Annotated in this window: 17 protein-coding genes; 10 read left to right on the top strand and 7 right to left on the bottom strand. The window is 54.8% G+C overall.

Features of this window, described 5'->3' with window-relative positions; all coding sequences use genetic code 11:
• Positions 1 to 210: 210 nt before the first annotated feature.
• Positions 211 to 396, top strand: a complete 186-nt coding sequence (locus IEQ42_RS02950) for a hypothetical protein (protein ID WP_210702495.1) — start codon at positions 211 to 213, stop codon at positions 394 to 396.
• A 200-nt stretch (positions 397 to 596) separates the two neighbouring features.
• Positions 597 to 1,319, top strand: a complete 723-nt coding sequence (locus tag IEQ42_RS02945; RefSeq protein ID WP_047299878.1) for a tellurite resistance TerB family protein — start codon at positions 597 to 599, stop codon at positions 1,317 to 1,319.
• Between the two features lie 101 nt (positions 1,320 to 1,420).
• Here the strand turns inward: IEQ42_RS02945 and IEQ42_RS02940 are convergent, their stop codons facing one another.
• The 4 genes from IEQ42_RS02940 to IEQ42_RS02925 form a co-directional block, all read right to left on the bottom strand.
• Positions 1,421 to 2,392: a tetratricopeptide repeat protein gene (locus tag IEQ42_RS02940; RefSeq protein WP_210702494.1), complete on the bottom strand. Its 972-nt coding sequence runs from the start codon at positions 2,390 to 2,392 to the stop codon at positions 1,421 to 1,423.
• Between the two features lie 157 nt (positions 2,393 to 2,549).
• Complete coding sequence (locus IEQ42_RS02935) at positions 2,550 to 3,518, bottom strand: tetratricopeptide repeat protein (protein ID WP_210702493.1); 969 nt, start codon at positions 3,516 to 3,518, stop codon at positions 2,550 to 2,552.
• Between the two features lie 84 nt (positions 3,519 to 3,602).
• Positions 3,603 to 4,574, bottom strand: a complete 972-nt coding sequence (locus IEQ42_RS02930; protein ID WP_210702492.1) for a tetratricopeptide repeat protein — start codon at positions 4,572 to 4,574, stop codon at positions 3,603 to 3,605.
• Positions 4,564 to 6,693: a hypothetical protein gene (locus IEQ42_RS02925; RefSeq protein ID WP_210702491.1), complete on the bottom strand. Its 2,130-nt coding sequence runs from the start codon at positions 6,691 to 6,693 to the stop codon at positions 4,564 to 4,566. The genes IEQ42_RS02930 and IEQ42_RS02925 overlap by 11 nt, the downstream gene beginning before the upstream one ends.
• A gap of 32 nt (positions 6,694 to 6,725) precedes the next feature.
• On the opposite strand from IEQ42_RS02925, the gene IEQ42_RS02920 reads away from it, so the two are divergent.
• The 8 genes from IEQ42_RS02920 (at position 6,726) to IEQ42_RS02885 (ending at position 14,944) form a co-directional block, all read left to right on the top strand.
• Positions 6,726 to 7,727, top strand: a complete 1,002-nt coding sequence (locus tag IEQ42_RS02920) for a response regulator (protein WP_042560882.1) — start codon at positions 6,726 to 6,728, stop codon at positions 7,725 to 7,727.
• Between the two features lie 335 nt (positions 7,728 to 8,062).
• A protein-coding gene (gene prfB / locus IEQ42_RS02915) for a peptide chain release factor 2 (protein WP_150594562.1) occupies positions 8,063 to 9,158 on the top strand; the annotation gives its coding sequence in 2 pieces (ribosomal slippage) (positions 8,063 to 8,134 and positions 8,136 to 9,158; 1,095 coding nt in all).
• A gap of 114 nt (positions 9,159 to 9,272) precedes the next feature.
• Positions 9,273 to 10,775, top strand: coding sequence for a lysine--tRNA ligase (lysS, locus tag IEQ42_RS02910; RefSeq protein ID WP_047299888.1), 1,503 nt, complete (start codon positions 9,273 to 9,275; stop codon positions 10,773 to 10,775).
• A 105-nt stretch (positions 10,776 to 10,880) separates the two neighbouring features.
• A complete protein-coding gene (locus IEQ42_RS02905; RefSeq protein ID WP_115146368.1) occupies positions 10,881 to 11,594 on the top strand; it encodes a TetR/AcrR family transcriptional regulator in 714 nt (237 codons plus the stop codon).
• A gap of 150 nt (positions 11,595 to 11,744) precedes the next feature.
• Positions 11,745 to 12,299, top strand: a complete 555-nt coding sequence (locus tag IEQ42_RS02900; RefSeq protein ID WP_210702490.1) for a hypothetical protein — start codon at positions 11,745 to 11,747, stop codon at positions 12,297 to 12,299.
• A gap of 33 nt (positions 12,300 to 12,332) precedes the next feature.
• Entirely contained in the window at positions 12,333 to 13,610 is a 1,278-nt protein-coding gene (locus IEQ42_RS02895) for a flavohemoglobin expression-modulating QEGLA motif protein (RefSeq protein ID WP_150594558.1), read from the top strand.
• Between the two features lie 102 nt (positions 13,611 to 13,712).
• Positions 13,713 to 14,618 (top strand): alpha/beta hydrolase, encoded by a 906-nt coding sequence (locus tag IEQ42_RS02890; protein WP_210702489.1) that lies wholly within the window; start codon positions 13,713 to 13,715, stop codon positions 14,616 to 14,618.
• On the top strand, positions 14,615 to 14,944 hold the full coding sequence (locus tag IEQ42_RS02885; protein ID WP_210622020.1) for a PA3694 family proteiin: 330 nt from the start codon (positions 14,615 to 14,617) through the stop codon (positions 14,942 to 14,944). The genes IEQ42_RS02890 and IEQ42_RS02885 overlap by 4 nt, the downstream gene beginning before the upstream one ends.
• A 141-nt stretch (positions 14,945 to 15,085) precedes the next feature.
• On the opposite strand, the gene lptF is transcribed toward IEQ42_RS02885, so the two are convergent.
• From lptF to IEQ42_RS02870, 3 genes are all read right to left on the bottom strand, one after another.
• The gene (lptF, locus tag IEQ42_RS02880; RefSeq protein ID WP_210702488.1) at positions 15,086 to 15,874 is read right to left on the bottom strand and encodes a lipotoxin F family OmpA-related lipoprotein LptF; all 789 of its coding nucleotides are present in this window, start codon (positions 15,872 to 15,874) and stop codon (positions 15,086 to 15,088) included.
• A gap of 55 nt (positions 15,875 to 15,929) precedes the next feature.
• A complete protein-coding gene (locus IEQ42_RS02875; RefSeq protein WP_123536652.1) occupies positions 15,930 to 16,334 on the bottom strand; it encodes a DUF4398 domain-containing protein in 405 nt (134 codons plus the stop codon).
• 376 nt (positions 16,335 to 16,710) lie between these two features.
• Complete coding sequence (locus IEQ42_RS02870) at positions 16,711 to 17,055, bottom strand: hypothetical protein (RefSeq protein WP_047299892.1); 345 nt, start codon at positions 17,053 to 17,055, stop codon at positions 16,711 to 16,713.
• Between the last annotated feature and the right edge of the window lie 74 nt (positions 17,056 to 17,129).

Below are 17,129 nucleotides of genomic sequence, written 5' to 3'. Positions count from 1 at the left end.
TTTCCGACAGCGCTTTCTGATTTATACGACATATCTGCTTTTCTCGACTAATTACTCTAAATAACTCTTTCCAGCGCCGAATTAATTTCTATTCTATGGGCATGACCGGTCGCGAACGTTCAGACCGGTGGGGCACTCGACGCTGCTGAAAAGGGCAGGGCGATGTGGTGGTTTAGCAGTTCTTTGACGTATTAGAGAAGGACATCGTCCATGGTAAAAATACAAGGCATCACCGACATGTTGGGCATCTTTCCCTGCCTGGGCAGCGGCCGTAGAAGACGCAGGCTCAGCTCTGATGAACTGAAACTGGTGGAGCGTTATCGAGAGCTTTCGGAGAGCGACCGGATAGCGATGCGCTATCTGGTGGACGCGATGAGGAGTGTTTCGCGGTTTTGAGTTGAAATGAAGAAGGGGCGGACTTAACAGTCCGCCCTTTTTTGTCTGAAGGAAATGCTCGCTGTACGCGTAGTCAAGAGGCTGGCCGTGGCGGCGAGGGCGAGCAACATCTGGAAGCACACTTGTGAGTCTCTCCGGGGCACTTTCGAACTAGGCTGAGGGCCTTATAGATCCTGATAACCCCAGTTTGGAGGCGGAACATGAACACCCGTGGATTGCTCGATCAACTTCTCAAATCCGGCCAGGATCTGTTACAGAACAAGGCCGGCGGATCGCAGAACAAATCGGCGGCCGGTGGCTTGGGTGGCTTGCTTGGCGGGTCTTCCGGCGGCGGTGGCCTTGGCGGTCTGCTCTCTGGCGCGGGTGGTGGTGCATTGGCGGCGGGCGCCATGGGTCTGCTGCTCGGCAGTAAAAAGGCGCGTAATGTCGGCGGCAAAGTCGCTGTCTACGGCGGCCTCGCCGCGCTGGGCGTGTTGGCCTACAAGGCTTACGGCAACTGGAACGCGCAAAAAGGCACCGCACCACAAGGCGAACCCCAAACCCTCGACCGCTTGCCTCCAGCGCAGGTCGAGTTGCACAGCCAGGCGATCCTCAAGGCCCTCGTCGCCGCCGCCAAAGCTGACGGCCATATCGACGACCGAGAACGCCAACTGATCGAAGGCGAATTCACCAAACTCGACAACGATCAGGAACTGCAACACTGGCTACACGCCGAACTCAACAAACCCCTCGACCCAGCAGACGTCGCCCGCGCGGCCAGCACGCCTGAGATGGCGGCAGAGATGTACATCGCCAGTGTGATGCTGGTGGACGAGGAGAGCTTTATGGAGAAGAGCTACCTGGATGAATTGGCGCGGCAGTTGAAGCTGGAGCCGGGGTTGAAGGTGGAGTTGGAGAAGCAGGTGCGGTTGGCTGCTGTGTAAACGGTACGAAAGAAAAAATCGCAGCGTTGGGCTGCGATTTTTTTGCAATTTTGTGTTGATGAAATTCTGCGTTTTGCAAACCTACCCTTCAGCGAAACAGCTTAGTAGCCGTAAATGGGAGCATAGTAAGAAAGAGGGGGGTGATTATTTTCCCATTCTTTAGAAAGTGCGATTCCCTGTTTTATTTCTTCAGGTTGCATCTTTTTTGCAATTTCCAGGAGATTCAATCTTGCGTCTTCCGGTGCGATTGCTCCGCCTTTGAGGTTTGCTATTAAGTAGGTGAAGCCGTAAGCCTTAACCAAATCTAGAGGAAATCCATAAGTGTCTGGAAGATGGGCGATGTTTAGTGCATAGCCCCCTAGTGCGTTTATATGCCCGGACTCGGCTGTTTTTTTGAGCCAACTTCCGATCTCTTCTTTACTGCCATTGTGTTCATATAAATAGTTTGCATACAGGTACATACCCGGGGGGTAACCTCCTTCTGCTGAAGCCCTAAACCATTTTTTAATTGCTTTCTCGCGACTGCCGGGTATCAAGAACCAGCCCTCTCCACTTTTGTAAGCACTAGCGAGTAGTTTTTGAGCATACGTATCACCCGATTCAGCGGCCCTTTCTAGCCATTCCAATCCTTGATTTGCTGTAAACAGCACAACCATTGCCTCAGTGTCACCTTTTTCGGCACGCTCACGAGCAATTCTTAAAGTTTGCTCTCTCCAGTCAATATTAACTTTCCCTGCACAATCATCTAATAAGTTGCACAGATCCTTTTTACTGCTTAGACGTAACATGGCGTATAGGTAGCCCTGATGTGCCGCAGCTACGTACCAGTTTCTGGCTTCCTCCGTCATGTATCGATTACTCAGTCGTATCGCCTCGCCCAGAAAGTATTGAGACTTTTTATCGCCGGCCTCGGCCGCAACTCGCAGAAACGGTTGCGAGGAAGTCCATGCTCCTTGTTGATAAAGAATAGCTCCCTTATCTCTGGCTTTTGCCTCGAACTCTTTCAGTTGTCCAGCGGAAGCGTTGGATAAGAAAAGGAGTATAAGAAAACTTAAGATTGCTCGATTGATCAATGTTCGATCCGTTGATAATGACTTTGAAGTCGTGGGTATGGTGCTAAAACGGTTAAAAAGAGTCAGCAAAATAGGATGGGTTCATTTAGTTGTAGTTGTTATTAAATAAATCCATCTCCCTTGTTTTGTTTGTTTTTCTCTGGTTGTAGCGGTATGACTAGTACCCGTAAATGGGGTCAAAATAAGATAAAGGCGCGTGAGATTTTTCCCAGTCTTTAGAGAACTCCGTTGCTTTTTTTATTTCTTCAGGGCTCATTTTTTTTTCCAGTTCTGGGAGCAGTCTGTTCGCATCTTCAGGTGCTGAGCCTGCCCCGAGTTTCGAAAGTAAAAGCGTCAAGCCATAAGCTTCAGCCAGATTTTCTGGGTAACCTAGTTCGTTAGATGGGTCTGAAACTTTGTATGCGTAGGTGCCCACTGCATCTATGTGGCTGTGTTCCGCTGCTTTTTTGACCCAGTATGCTATATCTTCTTTACTGCCGTTATGGTCATATAAATAGTTCGCATAGAGGAACATACCTCTTGGGTTACCACCTTCAGATGATGCTTTAAACCATTTGATTATTGCTTTTTCTCTACTGCCAGGAATCAAGAACCATCCAGCGCCACTTTTATAAGCGCTAGCCAAAAGTTGTTGGGCATAACTATCACCCGCTTCAGCCGCTTTCTCTAGCCACGACAGACCCTGGCCCGCCGTAAATAGAACAGTCATTGCCTCCGTATCACCTTTCTCCGCTCGCTCGCCTGCTTTTTCTAAAACTTGCTCTCGCCATTCTGCTGCGGTCTTTCCGGAGCAGGTACCCATAGCTCCGCACAAATCTTCTTCATTACTCAGTCGAAGCATCGCGTAAAGACTGCCCTGCTCGGCTGCGGCTTCGTACCATTTCTGTGCTTCGGCAGTTGTGTAGCGATTGCTGAGACGAATCGCTTCACCTAAATAATATTGAGTTTCTGAGTCTCCCGCCTCTGCCGCTATATTTAGAGGCGGTTGAGAATCATACCAATCACTTTGGCGAAACAACGCAATGCCGGAGTCTTTAGCTGTTTTTTGCAAAGCTGTTAATTCGGCAGCAGCGGAACTGCAAAAGATGACTGAAGTTAGCGCGCCGAAAAATAGTTTCTTAATCAATACATGGTTCCTGGGTGAAGTTCTTTGGTTGTCTTAATTTTTGAATAAGATCTTTTACATTTGATTGGTGCTTTTTTATTACTTTCAATAGCCATAAATCGGAACGTAATACGAAAGCGGAGGGCGCGTTTTTTCCCAATCTTTGGCGAATGCCACACCTTGCTTAACTTGATCTTCTGTCATTTTTTCGGCAATTTCAGGAAGAATTTCTTTTCCATCTTCGGAAGCAATTCCACCGCCCTCAAGCTTTGAAAGTAAATAGGCAAGCCCATACGCCTGCACTAAATCTTGAGGATACCCTAAGTCATCTGGGATATGAGCTACGCTAAGTGCGTAGGTGCCGATTGCATTAATATATCCACCTTCGACGGATTTTCTCAGCCAGTAGGCCATTTCTTCTTTTTTTCCGCCGTGCGTATATAAGTAGTTGGCATAAAGATACATGGCTCGTGGGTAACCACCTTCAGCGGATAATTTGTACCATTTATTAACAGCCTTATCTCGACTGCCAGGGACCAAGAACCATCCATCTCCGTCTTTGTAAACTCCCGCAAGAGTATTTTGTGCTATGTGATCTCCTGCTTCCGCAGCTTTTTCTAACCATTTAAGACCTTGTTTGGTTATGAATAAAACAGTCATCGCCTCTGTGTCGCCTTTTTCAGCGCGCTCGTGGGCTAATTTTAAAACCTGTTCTCGCCATTCCCCTGCGCTCCGACCGTCGCAGCTTCCTAATTCACTGCAAAGATCATCTTTATTGCTCAGGCGCAGCATTGCATAAAGATTGCCCTGTTCAGCTGCTGCTTCGTACCATTTTTTTGCTTCGGCAGTTGTGTAACGCTTACTCAAGCGTATTGCTTCACCTAGATAATACTGTGCGGTCTGGTCGCCGGCTGTTGCTGCATCCTCTAGTAAGAGTTGGGATTTATGCCAATTATTTTGCTGAAAGAGTGCTAGGCCTTGCTCTTTTGCTATCTGTTGCTCTGGCGTGATTTCAGCAACGGCATAACCAGAAAAAAAAATTGAAAGAAGAAAGATTGTAATGATTTTATTGATCAATGTTAGGACCCTTGTAGGTTGCTTTAATGTTTTTTGTTGGGGCGAATGCAGGTCCTTTATAAGTTATACTATATTCGCAGAAACTATTTATGCGGGCGCCGAGTTTTGATGCGTGATCACGATATCGGGCGCGTGCGCGAATGCTTGTATTGTCAAGAGGCATCACAGGTTCTGCCATAAATGAATCAAGATTAAGTTTGTTCTTGCAATATGAAAAACCAGCTTGCGTCGGTCGGGTACCGTCCCGATTCATGCAAATAATAGACTCTTCAAATTGCTTGTTTGCATCAGGCTTGGTAGATATCCAATTTAAACAGCGTTCAATTGCCCGCTGTTGTAGCTGTTGTGCCTCTTCTTCGTTGAAACTTCTATTTTCTTGTTCGGCCTGTACTGAAAAAGCTCTGGGTGTAGAACTAAGTGTCATCAGTAAGGGGCCGAAAGCTTGAGGGAGTAGGTTGTATACCCAATCCTGCATTGCTTGCTGCTCATTATCTAGAACGAGAGTGTAAGCAATCTGCCCACCCCGATCCCCTTCGGTCAGCGCATCAAAAATCTCTTTAACAATTGCATACCCACGCACGTACGCAAATACCACATCAATACCTGTGGCGCCGAGGAAGCTCAGTTTTTCCATATAGGCTGAGGCTTCTTTATCCACCCAATCTAGATCCTTGTATTGGTTCGCGGCCATTTCCTGTCGCACCAGTTCCGTCAATGCAACGATGCTGTCGTAGCCTACCTCAAAGGTCAAATAACCTTTAACCCCCGCGCCCCAGACCAGTGAGCCCTTGATTGACAGTAAAAGGTGTCCGTTTTGCATGCGAAGGTGCATATCGCCCGACATGCCTGCGCCGAGTGCTACGGCCATTTCGACTTCCAGTTTGGCCAACGGGCGCCATTGGTTGGCTAATACGCGATTGGGTACTGGGGCAGGGGGGAGGACGCTGGGTGGCGGGCACCAGAACAGTTTGCCGGTGACTTTGCATCCGGCCTGGGCGCCGGCGAATATCTCGTACTTGGCGAGGTCGCCGGATTTCTCGGCAAGGTCCACACCGACAAGGCTGGTGTAACCGGTTTTTTGATCGAGGGTGAGATCGCGCGACAGCATGAGGCTCGCACCGGCGAATCCCCAGGCCTTGGCCTCCAGATCAAGGGATAGTTTGCCGAAGTTGACGCTGCGAACGCTGCCGTCGTGGGCGGTGTATTGAGCGGTCCAAGGCTCGGCCTTGGCCCGTTTGGGGTACTCGAATTTCAGCAAGGTCACTTCCCCTCGCCATGCAGCCACATCCAGCGCGACCTCAACGTTGGCGAGTTGGGGACTGCCACTTTTCAACGTGGGCCCTTCCATTTTGACTTCGGTCAGCAGGTTGGCACCTTCCGGTAGCAGGCAGCGCACCAGTTGGGCCTGCGGGCTGTTGTCAAAAAGCATGAGGTTACGAAGCTGTTTATCTTCGAAAACCATGGCTTTGAGGTTTTCGCCCCAGCTTTTTTTCTTGGCTTCGGCTTTGATGCTTTCGACTTTGTAGCCTTTGGCTTCCAGCGCAGCGAAGAATTTTTCTGGCAGGAACAGACCATGCTCATCGAACCATGGGCCTTTTTCATCGAATTGCAGCGCGCCTTCCTGTTCCAGCCAATCACTGAACACACGATCATCGTCTGCTTCTTTGGCAATCGACTTGGGCAAACTGGTCGCCAGCTCTTTAAGTTGGCCTTGGAACGCGTTGCCACCCGCTTGAGCCAGATGTTTCAGGCTGATGTGGTTAAGGATCGATGTGGAAGAAGCACTGCTGAGTTCGCGCAGCGGAATGTTGGTTTTGGCCAGACGTTCGAGGGGTTTTGGCTTGTAGCTCTCCGCGTCCCAGAGGAAGAGGCGGGGAGGCTTCAGTGCTCGAACGCGTGCTTCGGCGGTGGTCTGAATCCGCTCAGCCTCTGTGTTCAGGTCGTACCACTGCTTTTGCAAGCTGACAAACAGCACTCCGGGTGGCGCTGACTTGCCACCGGTAGCCGAGACCCATTGGGAATAACGCGCTTCGATTTTTTTCTCAAGCTCATCGCGTTTGTTTGTCAGTTCGATAAAGGCCTGAAAATCCTCGGTCCCTATGAACAGTTTTATCCGCAATCCTGGCCCCCGCGGTACTCAGGTGACAGCCCATGAATGACTTACAGATCGACGACATTAAAACCGACGAAAATGCCGCCATGGTGTTGTTGGTAGACGATCAGGCGATGATCGGCGAAGCCGTGCGCCGTGGGCTGTCGAACGAAGAAAACATCGACTTCCACTTCTGCTCCGACCCGCATCAAGCCATTGCGCAAGCGGTGCGGATCAAGCCGACGGTCATTCTCCAGGACCTGGTGATGCCCGGTCTCGACGGCTTGAGTCTGGTGCGCGAGTACCGCAATCACCCGGCGACCAAGGACATTCCAATCATTGTCCTGTCAACCAAGGAAGACCCGCTGATCAAGAGCGCGGCGTTCTCCGCGGGGGCCAACGATTATCTGGTCAAGCTGCCGGACACCATTGAACTGGTGGCGCGCATCCGCTATCACTCGCGCTCCTACATGACGTTGCTGCAACGGGACGCGGCGTACCGTGCGCTGCGCGTCAGTCAGCAGCAGCTGCTCGACACTAACCTGGTGCTGCAACGCCTGATGAACTCCGACGGCCTGACCGGGCTATCGAACCGCCGTCACTTCGACGAATACCTGGAGCTGGAATGGCGCCGCTCGTTGCGTGACCAGAGCCAGTTGTCGTTGCTGATGATCGACGTCGACTACTTCAAGTCCTATAACGACACGTTCGGCCATGTCGAAGGCGATGAAGCCTTGCGCAAGGTCGCCACGGCCATTCGCGATGCCAGTGCGCGCCCGTCGGACTTGCCAGCGCGTTACGGTGGCGAGGAATTTGCGCTGGTGCTGCCGAATACTTCACCGGGCGGCGCACGGCTGGTAGCGGAAAAACTGCGCCAGACCGTGGCTTCATTGAAGATTCCACACATTGCGCCCAGCGAAGGGACGAGCCTGACTATCAGCATTGGTCTGGCGACCATGGTGCCGCAGGCGGGCAGCGACTGCCGGTTGCTGATCTCGGCGGCGGATCGCGGGTTGTATCTGGCGAAGAACAACGGGCGTAATCAGGTCGGCATCGAGTAACGGCCTTCCCCTCACCCCAGCCCTCTCCCAGAGGGAGAGGGGGCAGACCGAGGTGTCTTTGGTCCTACATCGACCTGAATGACCTTGGCGATTATGGATCTATAAGCTTGGGGTTTATGGATTCGATAAAGTCATTTCAGGTCGGCGTAACTCTTGACCATCCCCCATTCAGTCCCCTCTCCCTCTGGGAGAGGGCTAGGGTGAGGGCAGGCAATCTCAACACCGACAGAAAACCTCATTCCATTCCCCATGAAGCCGCCAGACGGGCTGCCGTTACAGCCCGATTACGTTATACTCGCCGGCTTTCAAAAGTTCGCCAACGAGTGCTGCCCGCCATGGAAATCAACCCGATCCTGAACACCATCAAGGACCTGTCCGAGCGCTCCGAAACTATTCGGGGGTATCTTTGACTACGATCAAAAGCATGAGCGTCTGACTGAAGTCAATCGCGAGCTTGAAGATCCGAGTGTCTGGAACAAACCTGAATACGCCCAGGAGCTGGGCCGCGAGCGCTCTGCGCTGGCGCAAATCGTCGATACCCTCGACGAATTGAACGGCGGTCTGGCCGATTGCCGCGACCTGCTCGACATGGCTGTCGAAGAAAACGACGAAGGCGCAGTGGGCGATGTCGTCGCTGAACTGGCCCGTCTCGAGGCCAACCTGGCCAAGCTCGAATTCCGCCGCATGTTCAGCCACGAGATGGACCCGAACAACGCCTACCTGGACATCCAGGCCGGTTCCGGCGGCACCGAAGCCCAGGACTGGGCCAACATCCTGCTGCGCATGTACCTGCGCTGGGCTGACAAACGCGGTTTCGACGCGACCATCATGGAACTGTCCGCCGGTGAAGTCGCCGGGATCAAGGGCGCGACCGTGCACATCAAGGGTGAATACGCCTTTGGCTGGCTGCGGACCGAGATCGGCGTGCACCGTCTGGTGCGCAAGAGCCCGTTTGACTCCGGCAACCGTCGCCACACCTCGTTCTCCGCGGTTTTCGTCTCGCCAGAGATTGATGACAAAGTGGAAATCGAAATCAACCCGGCAGACTTGCGGATCGACACCTATCGTTCCTCGGGTGCCGGTGGTCAGCACGTAAACACCACCGACTCGGCCGTACGTATTACTCACGTGCCGACCAACACCGTGGTCAGCTGCCAGAACGAGCGTTCCCAGCACGCCAACAAGGACACCGCCATGAAAATGCTGCGGGCCAAGTTGTACGAGCAGGAAATGCAGAAGCGCAACGCCGCTTCCCAGGCGCTGGAAGACACCAAGTCCGACATCGGCTGGGGTCACCAGATTCGCTCTTACGTGCTCGACGCGTCGCGAATCAAGGACCTGCGGACCAACATCGAACGCAGCGACTGCGACAAGGTGCTCGATGGCGACATCGACGAATACCTGGAAGCCAGCCTGAAATCGGGGCTGTAAAAGACGCAATACAGGATCGGCTGATTCAACGCGATCCCTGTAGGAGCCAGCCCTGCTGGCGATCCCCGGGCTGCAAGGCCCGGGGGCAACGAACCTGATGGAATATCTAAAGACATGAGCGACCAACAACTCGATCCGCAAGCCCTGCAACAGGAAGAAAACTCCCTGATCGCCCTGCGCAAGGAAAAGCTTGCTGCCGAGCGCGCCAAGGGCAATGCCTTCCCGAACGACTTCCGCCGCGACAACTACTGCGATGCGTTGCAGAAACAGTACGCGGACAAGACCAAGGAAGAGCTGGCAGAGGCTGCAATCCCGGTCAAGGTTGCCGGTCGCATCATGCTCAACCGTGGCTCGTTCATGGTGATCCAGGACATGACCGGTCGCATTCAGGTCTACGTCAACCGCAAGACCCTGTCCGAAGAAACCCTGGCCGCGGTGAAAACCTGGGACATGGGCGACATCATTGCTGCCGAAGGCACCCTGGCCCGTTCGGGCAAAGGCGACCTGTACGTTGAAATGACCACCGTGCGTCTGCTGACCAAGTCGCTGCGCCCGCTGCCGGACAAGCACCACGGCCTGACCGACACCGAACAACGCTACCGTCAGCGCTACGTTGACCTGATCGTCAATGAAGAAGTGCGCCAGACTTTCCGCGTACGTTCGCAAGTGATTGCGCACATCCGCAGCTTCCTGATGCAGCGCGACTTCCTCGAAGTCGAAACGCCAATGCTGCAAACCATTCCCGGCGGCGCTGCGGCCAAGCCGTTCGAAACCCACCACAACGCGCTGGACATGGAAATGTTCCTGCGTATCGCGCCTGAGTTGTACCTCAAGCGTCTGGTGGTTGGCGGTTTCGAGAAGGTTTTCGAGATCAACCGCAACTTCCGTAACGAAGGCGTCTCGACCCGTCACAACCCTGAATTCACCATGTTGGAGTTCTACCAGGCTTACGCCGACTACGAAGACAACATGGACCTGACCGAAGAGTTGTTCCGTGAACTGGCGCAGCTGGTATTGGGCAGCACCGACGTGCCTTACGGCGACAAGGTGTTCCACTTCGGCGAGCCGTTCGTGCGCCTGTCGGTGTTCGACTCGATCCTCAAGTACAACCCTGAGCTGACCGCCGATGATCTGAACGACATCGACAAGGCTCGCGCCATCGCCAAGAAGGCCGGCGCCAAGGTGCTGGGCTTCGAGGGTCTGGGCAAGCTGCAAGTGATGATTTTCGAAGAACTGGTCGAGCACAAGCTGGAGCAGCCGCACTTCATCACTCAGTACCCGTTCGAAGTGTCGCCGCTGGCGCGTCGCAATGACGACAACCCGAACGTCACCGACCGTTTCGAGCTGTTCATCGGTGGCCGTGAAATCGCCAACGCCTATTCCGAGTTGAACGATGCGGAAGATCAGGCCGAGCGCTTCATGGCGCAGGTGGCCGACAAGGACGCCGGCGACGACGAAGCCATGCACTACGACGCCGACTTCGTTCGCGCGCTGGAGTACGGCATGCCGCCAACGGCCGGTGAAGGTATCGGCATCGACCGCCTGGTGATGTTGCTGACCAACTCGCCGTCGATTCGCGATGTGATCCTGTTCCCGCACATGCGACCGCAAGCGTAAACGTTTCAGTTAAAAAGCCGCCTAAAACAGGCGGCTTTTTATTGCCTGTCTGGTACAAATGTATCGTTTGGTTACTTTTCAAATAACAGAGGAATGCCTGTCGTGATGGTTGCAATCGCTCAAGAAGGTGCAGCGGGTATCGCCACTGCGGTCGCTGAAAGTGTTCAGTACCAGGGTCGCAAGGCCAGCCGACAGGGCAGTGAGCAGCGTCGTCAGGACATTCTCGATGCGGCGATGCGCATTGTCGTGCGTGATGGGGTGCGCGCCGTACGCCACCGTGCCGTGGCTGCCGAAGCGGCGGTGCCTCTCTCGGCCACCACTTATTACTTCAAGGACATCGATGACCTGCTCACCGATACCTTTGCCCAATACGTTGAACGCAGTGCCGAATACATGGCCAAGCTGTGGAACAACAACGAAGGGCTGCTGCGCGATATGGTCGTCAGCGGCGACGGCAGCCCCGAGTCGCGCTCGCAACTGGCCGACAATATTGCGCGGTTGATGGCCGATTACGTGCAACGACAGCTGCTCAACCGTCGCGAGCATTTGATGGCCGAGCAGGCATTCCGTCAGGAAGCGCTGCTCAACCCGCGCCTGGCGATTCTGGTGCGCTCGCATCAGCAGATTTTGCTGCAGGGCACCTGCCAGTTGTTTCAGGTATTGGGCTCGCGTGAACCGCAGCAAGATGCCAAGGTGTTGACGGCGATTATCGGACGGATGGAATATCAGGGCCTGCTCAACGACGCCGAGCCTTTGGCCGAGGAAGAAATGCTGGGCATTCTGACGCGGTATATGCATTTGGTGCTGGCTTCGGTGTAACGCAATGTGGTTCGTCTGATGCGGATCCCAATGTAGGAGTTGCCGAAGGCTGCGATCTTTTGATCTTGCTTTTAGAGATCAGGATCAAAAGATCGCAGCCTTCGGCAGCTCCTACAGGGGAAGGTGATTCAGGTTCATAGGGAGTGTCGAATGAAAGCCTGGCGTGGCGTGCTGATCGCCTTGTCGTTCCTGCTGCTCAGTGGCTGTCTGGTGACGTTCAAGTCGCCGCTGTCCACCAGTGATCCGGCGCCCATGGGCCTGCTCGGCAAGTGGTCGAGCGTCAATGCCTGGGGCGAGCCTATGAACCTTGAGCTGACCCGTCTGGGCAACAACCGTTATCAGGCCGTCACCTATTTCAAAGCCAAACCCCGTGAGCGCGAAGCCTATCCGTTCACCGTTTCGCACCGTGGCAATCGCTGGTACCTGTCGGCGAAAGTGCCGGCGCAGTTCGGTGGCCACTACACCATCGCCGGTTTCGAACTTACCGACAAACATGAACTGGTGGTGTACAACCTCGATCTCGAGCAGATCAATCAGGCAATCCAGCACAAAGCCCTCGACGGTCAGGCCTTCCAGACCGACGACGGCGATGGCGTTCTGGTCGATAGCAACTTCGATAAAGTTTTCGCTTACCTCGACGATCCGGCCAATTCCGATGTCTTTGTCGAAGCGGCGCGCTATCAGCGCAGGGCCGGCGCGAAATAATTCAGTACGTCACGTTTTTTACAGGAGTTTCGGGTGGACGATTACCAGCAGTCGATACGCATATTGTCCGATCGCATTGTGCTGGCGCAGACGCCGATCCGTGTTCTTGATGCGGTCAAGTGGGACGAAAGCATCCGCAAGGGCTTTCTCAAGGCCAAGGGCAAGGAAATGCCGGCGGTGGATCGCGACTACTACCTGAACCGGCCGCTGGCGTTCGATTCGAGCAAGGTCAAACTGGAATTCCAGAACATCGAGCGCGACATCACTCGCCAGCTCGGCCAGTTCAACCCGGTCGGGCAGATCATGCGGCGCATGTGCAAGGAATACCGCATGGTGGTGCGTATGCTCGAAGCGCGCGGCACCGAAGATTTCGGTCTGATCTCCCAAGAGTTGTACGGCGCTGCGTCCGACGCATTCCACGCCGGTGACCCGACCTTGGCCGACCTCGGCCTGATGATGTCCGACTATCTGAACAACATCGATGGCCGTGGCGACCTGAAGGACGAGCCGAAAACCCTCACCGCCAAGGACGCCGTGCACCTGCTGCAAACCCGTCTGAACAAAGTGTTCGGCGAGGCCGAGGAAACCATTCGCGTGTTCGAGTCCGACGGCATCGTTGCCGACGCGGCGGCGGGCGCCGACTACATCAAGATCCGCACCGACGCGATGTTCAACGATCGCGACGTGCGCGCACTGGAAGTTCACGAGGGTCTGGTGCACGTCGGCACTACGCTCAATGGTTTGAACCAGCCGATCTGCACCTTTCTGTCCAAGGGCCCGCCGTCGTCAACGGTGACTCAGGAAGGCCTGGCGATCCTGATGGAAATCATCACCTTCGCCTCCTACCCGAGCCGTCTGCGCAAACTGACCAACCGTACTCGCGCCATTCACATGGTCGAGGAGGGTGCGGACTTCTTGCAGATCTTCGAGTTCTTCCGCGAGCAGGGCTTTGAAATGGCGGAAAGCTATGGCAACGCCAGTCGGGTTTTCCGTGGCTCGACGCCGACGGGTCTGCCATTCACCAAAGACTTGTCCTACCTCAAGGGCTTCATCATGGTTTACAACTACATTCAGTTGGCCGTGCGCAAGGGCAAGCTTGAGCAGATTCCCCTGTTGTTCTGCGGCAAAACCACCCTGGAAGACATGCGCACCTTGCGCCAGTTGGTGGATGAGGGGCTGGTGGTGGCGCCGAAATATCTGCCGGACCAGTTCCGTGATTTGAATGCTTTGTCGGCGTGGATGTGTTTCTCCAATTTCCTCAACCATTTGAGTCTGGACCGGATTGAGGCGGACTATTCCAACATCCTCTAAACCTGACGTAAATCCTGTGGGAGCTGGCAAACCAGCTCCCACAGGGTTGTTTATTGCCACCATTATTGTGTTCCAACCCGAACATTCGCGAGGTTTCACCGGATGAGAATCCTCGGCATCTTCTGCCTGCTCCTGACCCTCGGTGGTTGCAGTTCACTGTTGTTCTATCCCGAGCCAGGCCAAATCTTCACCCCGGAAAAAGCCAGGCTCGAATACCGCACCGTCACCCTGACCACCGCCGACGGCCTCAAGCTGAGCGCGTGGTGGCTGCCGGCCAAACCGGGTGTCGAGGTCAAAGGTACGGTTCTGCACCTGCATGGCAACGGTGGGAATCTGCCGATGCATTTGGGCGGGAGCTGGTGGTTACCGAAAAACGGCTATCAAGTGTTGCTGGTGGACTATCGCGGCTATGGCTTGTCCGAGGGTGAACCGAGCCTGCCGGCGATCTATCAGGACATCGACGCGGCCTTCGCCTGGCTGGACAAGGCCCCCGAAATCAAAGGCAAGCCGCTGATTCTCCTCGGGCAGAGCCTCGGCGGCTCGATGGCCGTGCATTGGCTGGTGCAGCATCCCGAGCGGCAGAAGCAACTCAAGGCCCTGGTGCTCGACGGTGTGCCCGCCAGTTATCGCAGCGTTGGCCAATATGCCCTCAGCACTTCGTGGCTGACCTGGCCGTTTCAGGTGCCGCTGTCGTGGCTGGTGCCGGACGGTGACAGTGCGATCAATTCCATGCCGCAACTCAACGGCGTGCCGAAACTGATCTTCCACAGCATCGATGATCCGCTGGTGCCGCTATCCAATGGCATCCGTCTGTATCAAGCTGCGCCGCCTCCGCGCGTGTTGCAGTTGACGCGCGGCGGTCATGTGCAGACCTTCGGCGACCCGGTCTGGCGTCAGGTGATGCTGCGCTATCTTGACGATCCCGAGCATTTCAACGGACTGCGCCGTCTCGGCGAAATCCCCAATTACCCGAAACCCCCGAATTCTGAAGATGAGAGTCCGCAATGAGTGAAGAACGTAACGCCATCCCGCTGATCATCACGGGTATCTGCAGCATCCTCGGCACCGTTGGCGCCCTGTGGTACTACGGCTACCTGCACTTCGCCAAGCCTGAGGATGCGCTGCTGCTTAACGAATTCACCATGCTCAAGACCGTTCCGGGTGAGGATTACAAAATCTCGCTGCAGCCTGCACCGCAAGTGGCACAGTGCATTGATGGTGTGCTGGTGTTGTTTGATACCGAGCAGAAAGGTCTGACCGGCGTGCTGATCAATGCCCAGAAAAAAGCCGTGCGCTGCATGGGCGAAGAGACTCCGCAGAAGCTGGAGCCTTAAAATCAAAAGATCGCAGCCTTCGGCCGCTCCTACATGGGATTTCATTTCACCTGGAGCTGCCTAAGGCTGCGATCTTTTGATCTTCAACAAAAAAGCCCCGCCTGATCGCTCAGGCGGGGCTTTTGCGTTACAGCGTGAAGCTTAGTTCGAGCTGACAGCCGAACGTGGCATCACTGGCTGGTTGTCGTTGGAAATGGTCACTTCCACGCGACGGTTCATCGCACGGCCGGAAACACTGCCGTTCTCGGCAACCGGATATTCCTTGCCGTAACCCTGAGCGACGATGCGCGCTGGATCAACGCCCATTTTCACCAGTGCAGTGCGCACGGAGTTGGCGCGACGCTCCGACAGGGTCTGGTTGTAGCTGGCGGTACCGGTGCTGTCGGTGTAACCCTCGACGATCACTTTGCGATCAGGATTTTCCTGAAGGAACTGGGCCAGTTTGTTGATGTTCACCAGACCGCTGGACTTCAGGTCAGCCTTGTTGGTGGCGAACAGCACATCACCGAAAGTCACCAGCGTACCGCGATCGGTCTGCTTGGCGTTGAGGCTTTCCTGCAGCTGTTTGATCTGTTGATCGCGAGCATCCAGACGCGCCTGAGCACGTTGGGCAGCGGCGTTCTTCAGATTGTTTTCAGCGGTACGCAGGGCGATGGTCTGCTTGGCCACTTCCACGCGCTGGTTGGTCAGGTAAGCCAGTTGATCGACCTTGGCCGCGTCTTGCTTGTCCAAGTAGGCCTTGTCGGCCTTGTCCAGGTACTCACTGGCGTCTTTGGTTTCCAGCGCCGCTACTTTACTCGCCTGCGGGTTGGCTTGCAGGCCGGCGTAGTTGGTGCGTGCGTTTTCCAGGTTCGGATTAGGCGGGGTGGAGCAGGCAGCCAAGGCAACGCTTGCGGCCAGAAGAGCGGGAATCATCAGTTGCTTACGCATAATTTGTCGTCCTTTCTATCGGTAAGAGTTTCAGCTTTGCGGTCGGGATGCGCGCTTACTTCACAGTGCGCTGACTTTCCTGACGCAGTTCCTGAACACCTTTCTGGGAATCCTTCACAGCCAGTTCAGCCTTGGCCGCCTGAGCTTTGCGTTCTGCTACGCGAGCATCCCACTCGGCTTGCTCGGACAGCCTGCGAGCTTCGTCATACTTCTTGTCGTGCATGGCGATTTCGGCTTGCTTGAGTTTGTCCTGCGCCTGCTTCATTTCAACGGCCGCAAACTCGGTACCACCGGCGCTGACGGCGCTGTTAACCGCGGATTGGGTCACAGCGTATTGCTCGGTCGGTGGATTACCGGCGCAACCGGCCAGTACGAAGCTGGTGCCGATTGCCAGGGCGGCCAGTTTCAGACCGCGCAGGTGGGTAAACGAGGTTTGGTTTTTCATGGTCTTCAACTCCATTAGGCATCTCCTGAATACATCTGAATCCATCCTGGTCGAGGAGCCGTAAGCGTCTTGTAACAGCGCGTTTTTGAAACGCTCGTTCCAGGCGTGGTTACAGGGTCCGACCGGCGGCTGTTTTCAAAAGTTCAGAAAAGATGGCCTATCGCCAAAAAAAGTTTTGACCGAATGGACAAGGCTCTAACGCGGGAACTTTGGCGAAGTGGAGTGGTACGCGGGGGCTTAAGAAATGACGAAAGCGACCCTGTATTGAAGGACAAATATGTTCCCTGTGGGAGCTGGCTTGCCAGCGATGAGGTCATCAGATTCAGTATGTCCGGGACTGGACTGACGTCATCGCTGGCAAGCCAGCGCCCACAGGTTTTGTGTTGTTCCGTCAGTGTTTCTGCTTGTTTTCAGCAGATGACAAATCCTGCAAATGCCGCCGCGACAGCGCCAGAAAACGGGGCGTTGGCCCGACGTCTTCATACAGCGGATCACCTTCCTCATCCGTCGCAACCACCGTCGAGCCTTTCACATATGGCAGGCTCGCTTCGAACTCTTCAAGGGCTGCACCGATCAGTTCGCCGAGCAGTTCTTCGGGGTGGCGTTTGGGGTACATCTCGGCAATCGCTGCCAGACGCGCAGCGGCCTCGACGTCCAGATGAATCGTGTAGCCAGTGTCGGTCAGGCGACCCTTGGCGTTTTCTTCCCAATGCTGGGCGAGTTCACGGATTTTCATGATGACCTCATGTCGCACCTGCTGTAGCAGGCTTGGGTGAGTGTCCGGCGGGGCCGGCGGCAAGCCTTTATGCG

Source organism: Pseudomonas iridis (assembly GCF_017980685.1).
Taxonomy (GTDB): domain Bacteria; phylum Pseudomonadota; class Gammaproteobacteria; order Pseudomonadales; family Pseudomonadaceae; genus Aquipseudomonas; species Aquipseudomonas iridis.
The sequence above is the reverse complement of the archived record's forward strand: the minus strand, read 5'-3'. Positions and strand labels throughout refer to the sequence as shown.

Coding starts and splice junctions, on each gene's coding strand:
- IEQ42_RS02950 (WP_210702495.1), top strand. CDS start 211: ATGGTAAAAATACAAGGCATCACCGACATGTTGGGCATCTTTCCCTGC.
- IEQ42_RS02945 (WP_047299878.1), top strand. CDS start 597: ATGAACACCCGTGGATTGCTCGATCAACTTCTCAAATCCGGCCAGGAT.
- IEQ42_RS02920 (WP_042560882.1), top strand. CDS start 6,726: ATGAATGACTTACAGATCGACGACATTAAAACCGACGAAAATGCCGCC.
- lysS (WP_047299888.1), top strand. CDS start 9,273: ATGAGCGACCAACAACTCGATCCGCAAGCCCTGCAACAGGAAGAAAAC.
- IEQ42_RS02905 (WP_115146368.1), top strand. CDS start 10,881: ATGGTTGCAATCGCTCAAGAAGGTGCAGCGGGTATCGCCACTGCGGTC.
- IEQ42_RS02900 (WP_210702490.1), top strand. CDS start 11,745: ATGAAAGCCTGGCGTGGCGTGCTGATCGCCTTGTCGTTCCTGCTGCTC.
- IEQ42_RS02890 (WP_210702489.1), top strand. CDS start 13,713: ATGAGAATCCTCGGCATCTTCTGCCTGCTCCTGACCCTCGGTGGTTGC.
- IEQ42_RS02885 (WP_210622020.1), top strand. CDS start 14,615: ATGAGTGAAGAACGTAACGCCATCCCGCTGATCATCACGGGTATCTGC.
- lptF (WP_210702488.1), bottom strand. CDS start 15,874: ATGCGTAAGCAACTGATGATTCCCGCTCTTCTGGCCGCAAGCGTTGCC.
- IEQ42_RS02875 (WP_123536652.1), bottom strand. CDS start 16,334: ATGGAGTTGAAGACCATGAAAAACCAAACCTCGTTTACCCACCTGCGC.
- IEQ42_RS02870 (WP_047299892.1), bottom strand. CDS start 17,055: ATGAAAATCCGTGAACTCGCCCAGCATTGGGAAGAAAACGCCAAGGGT.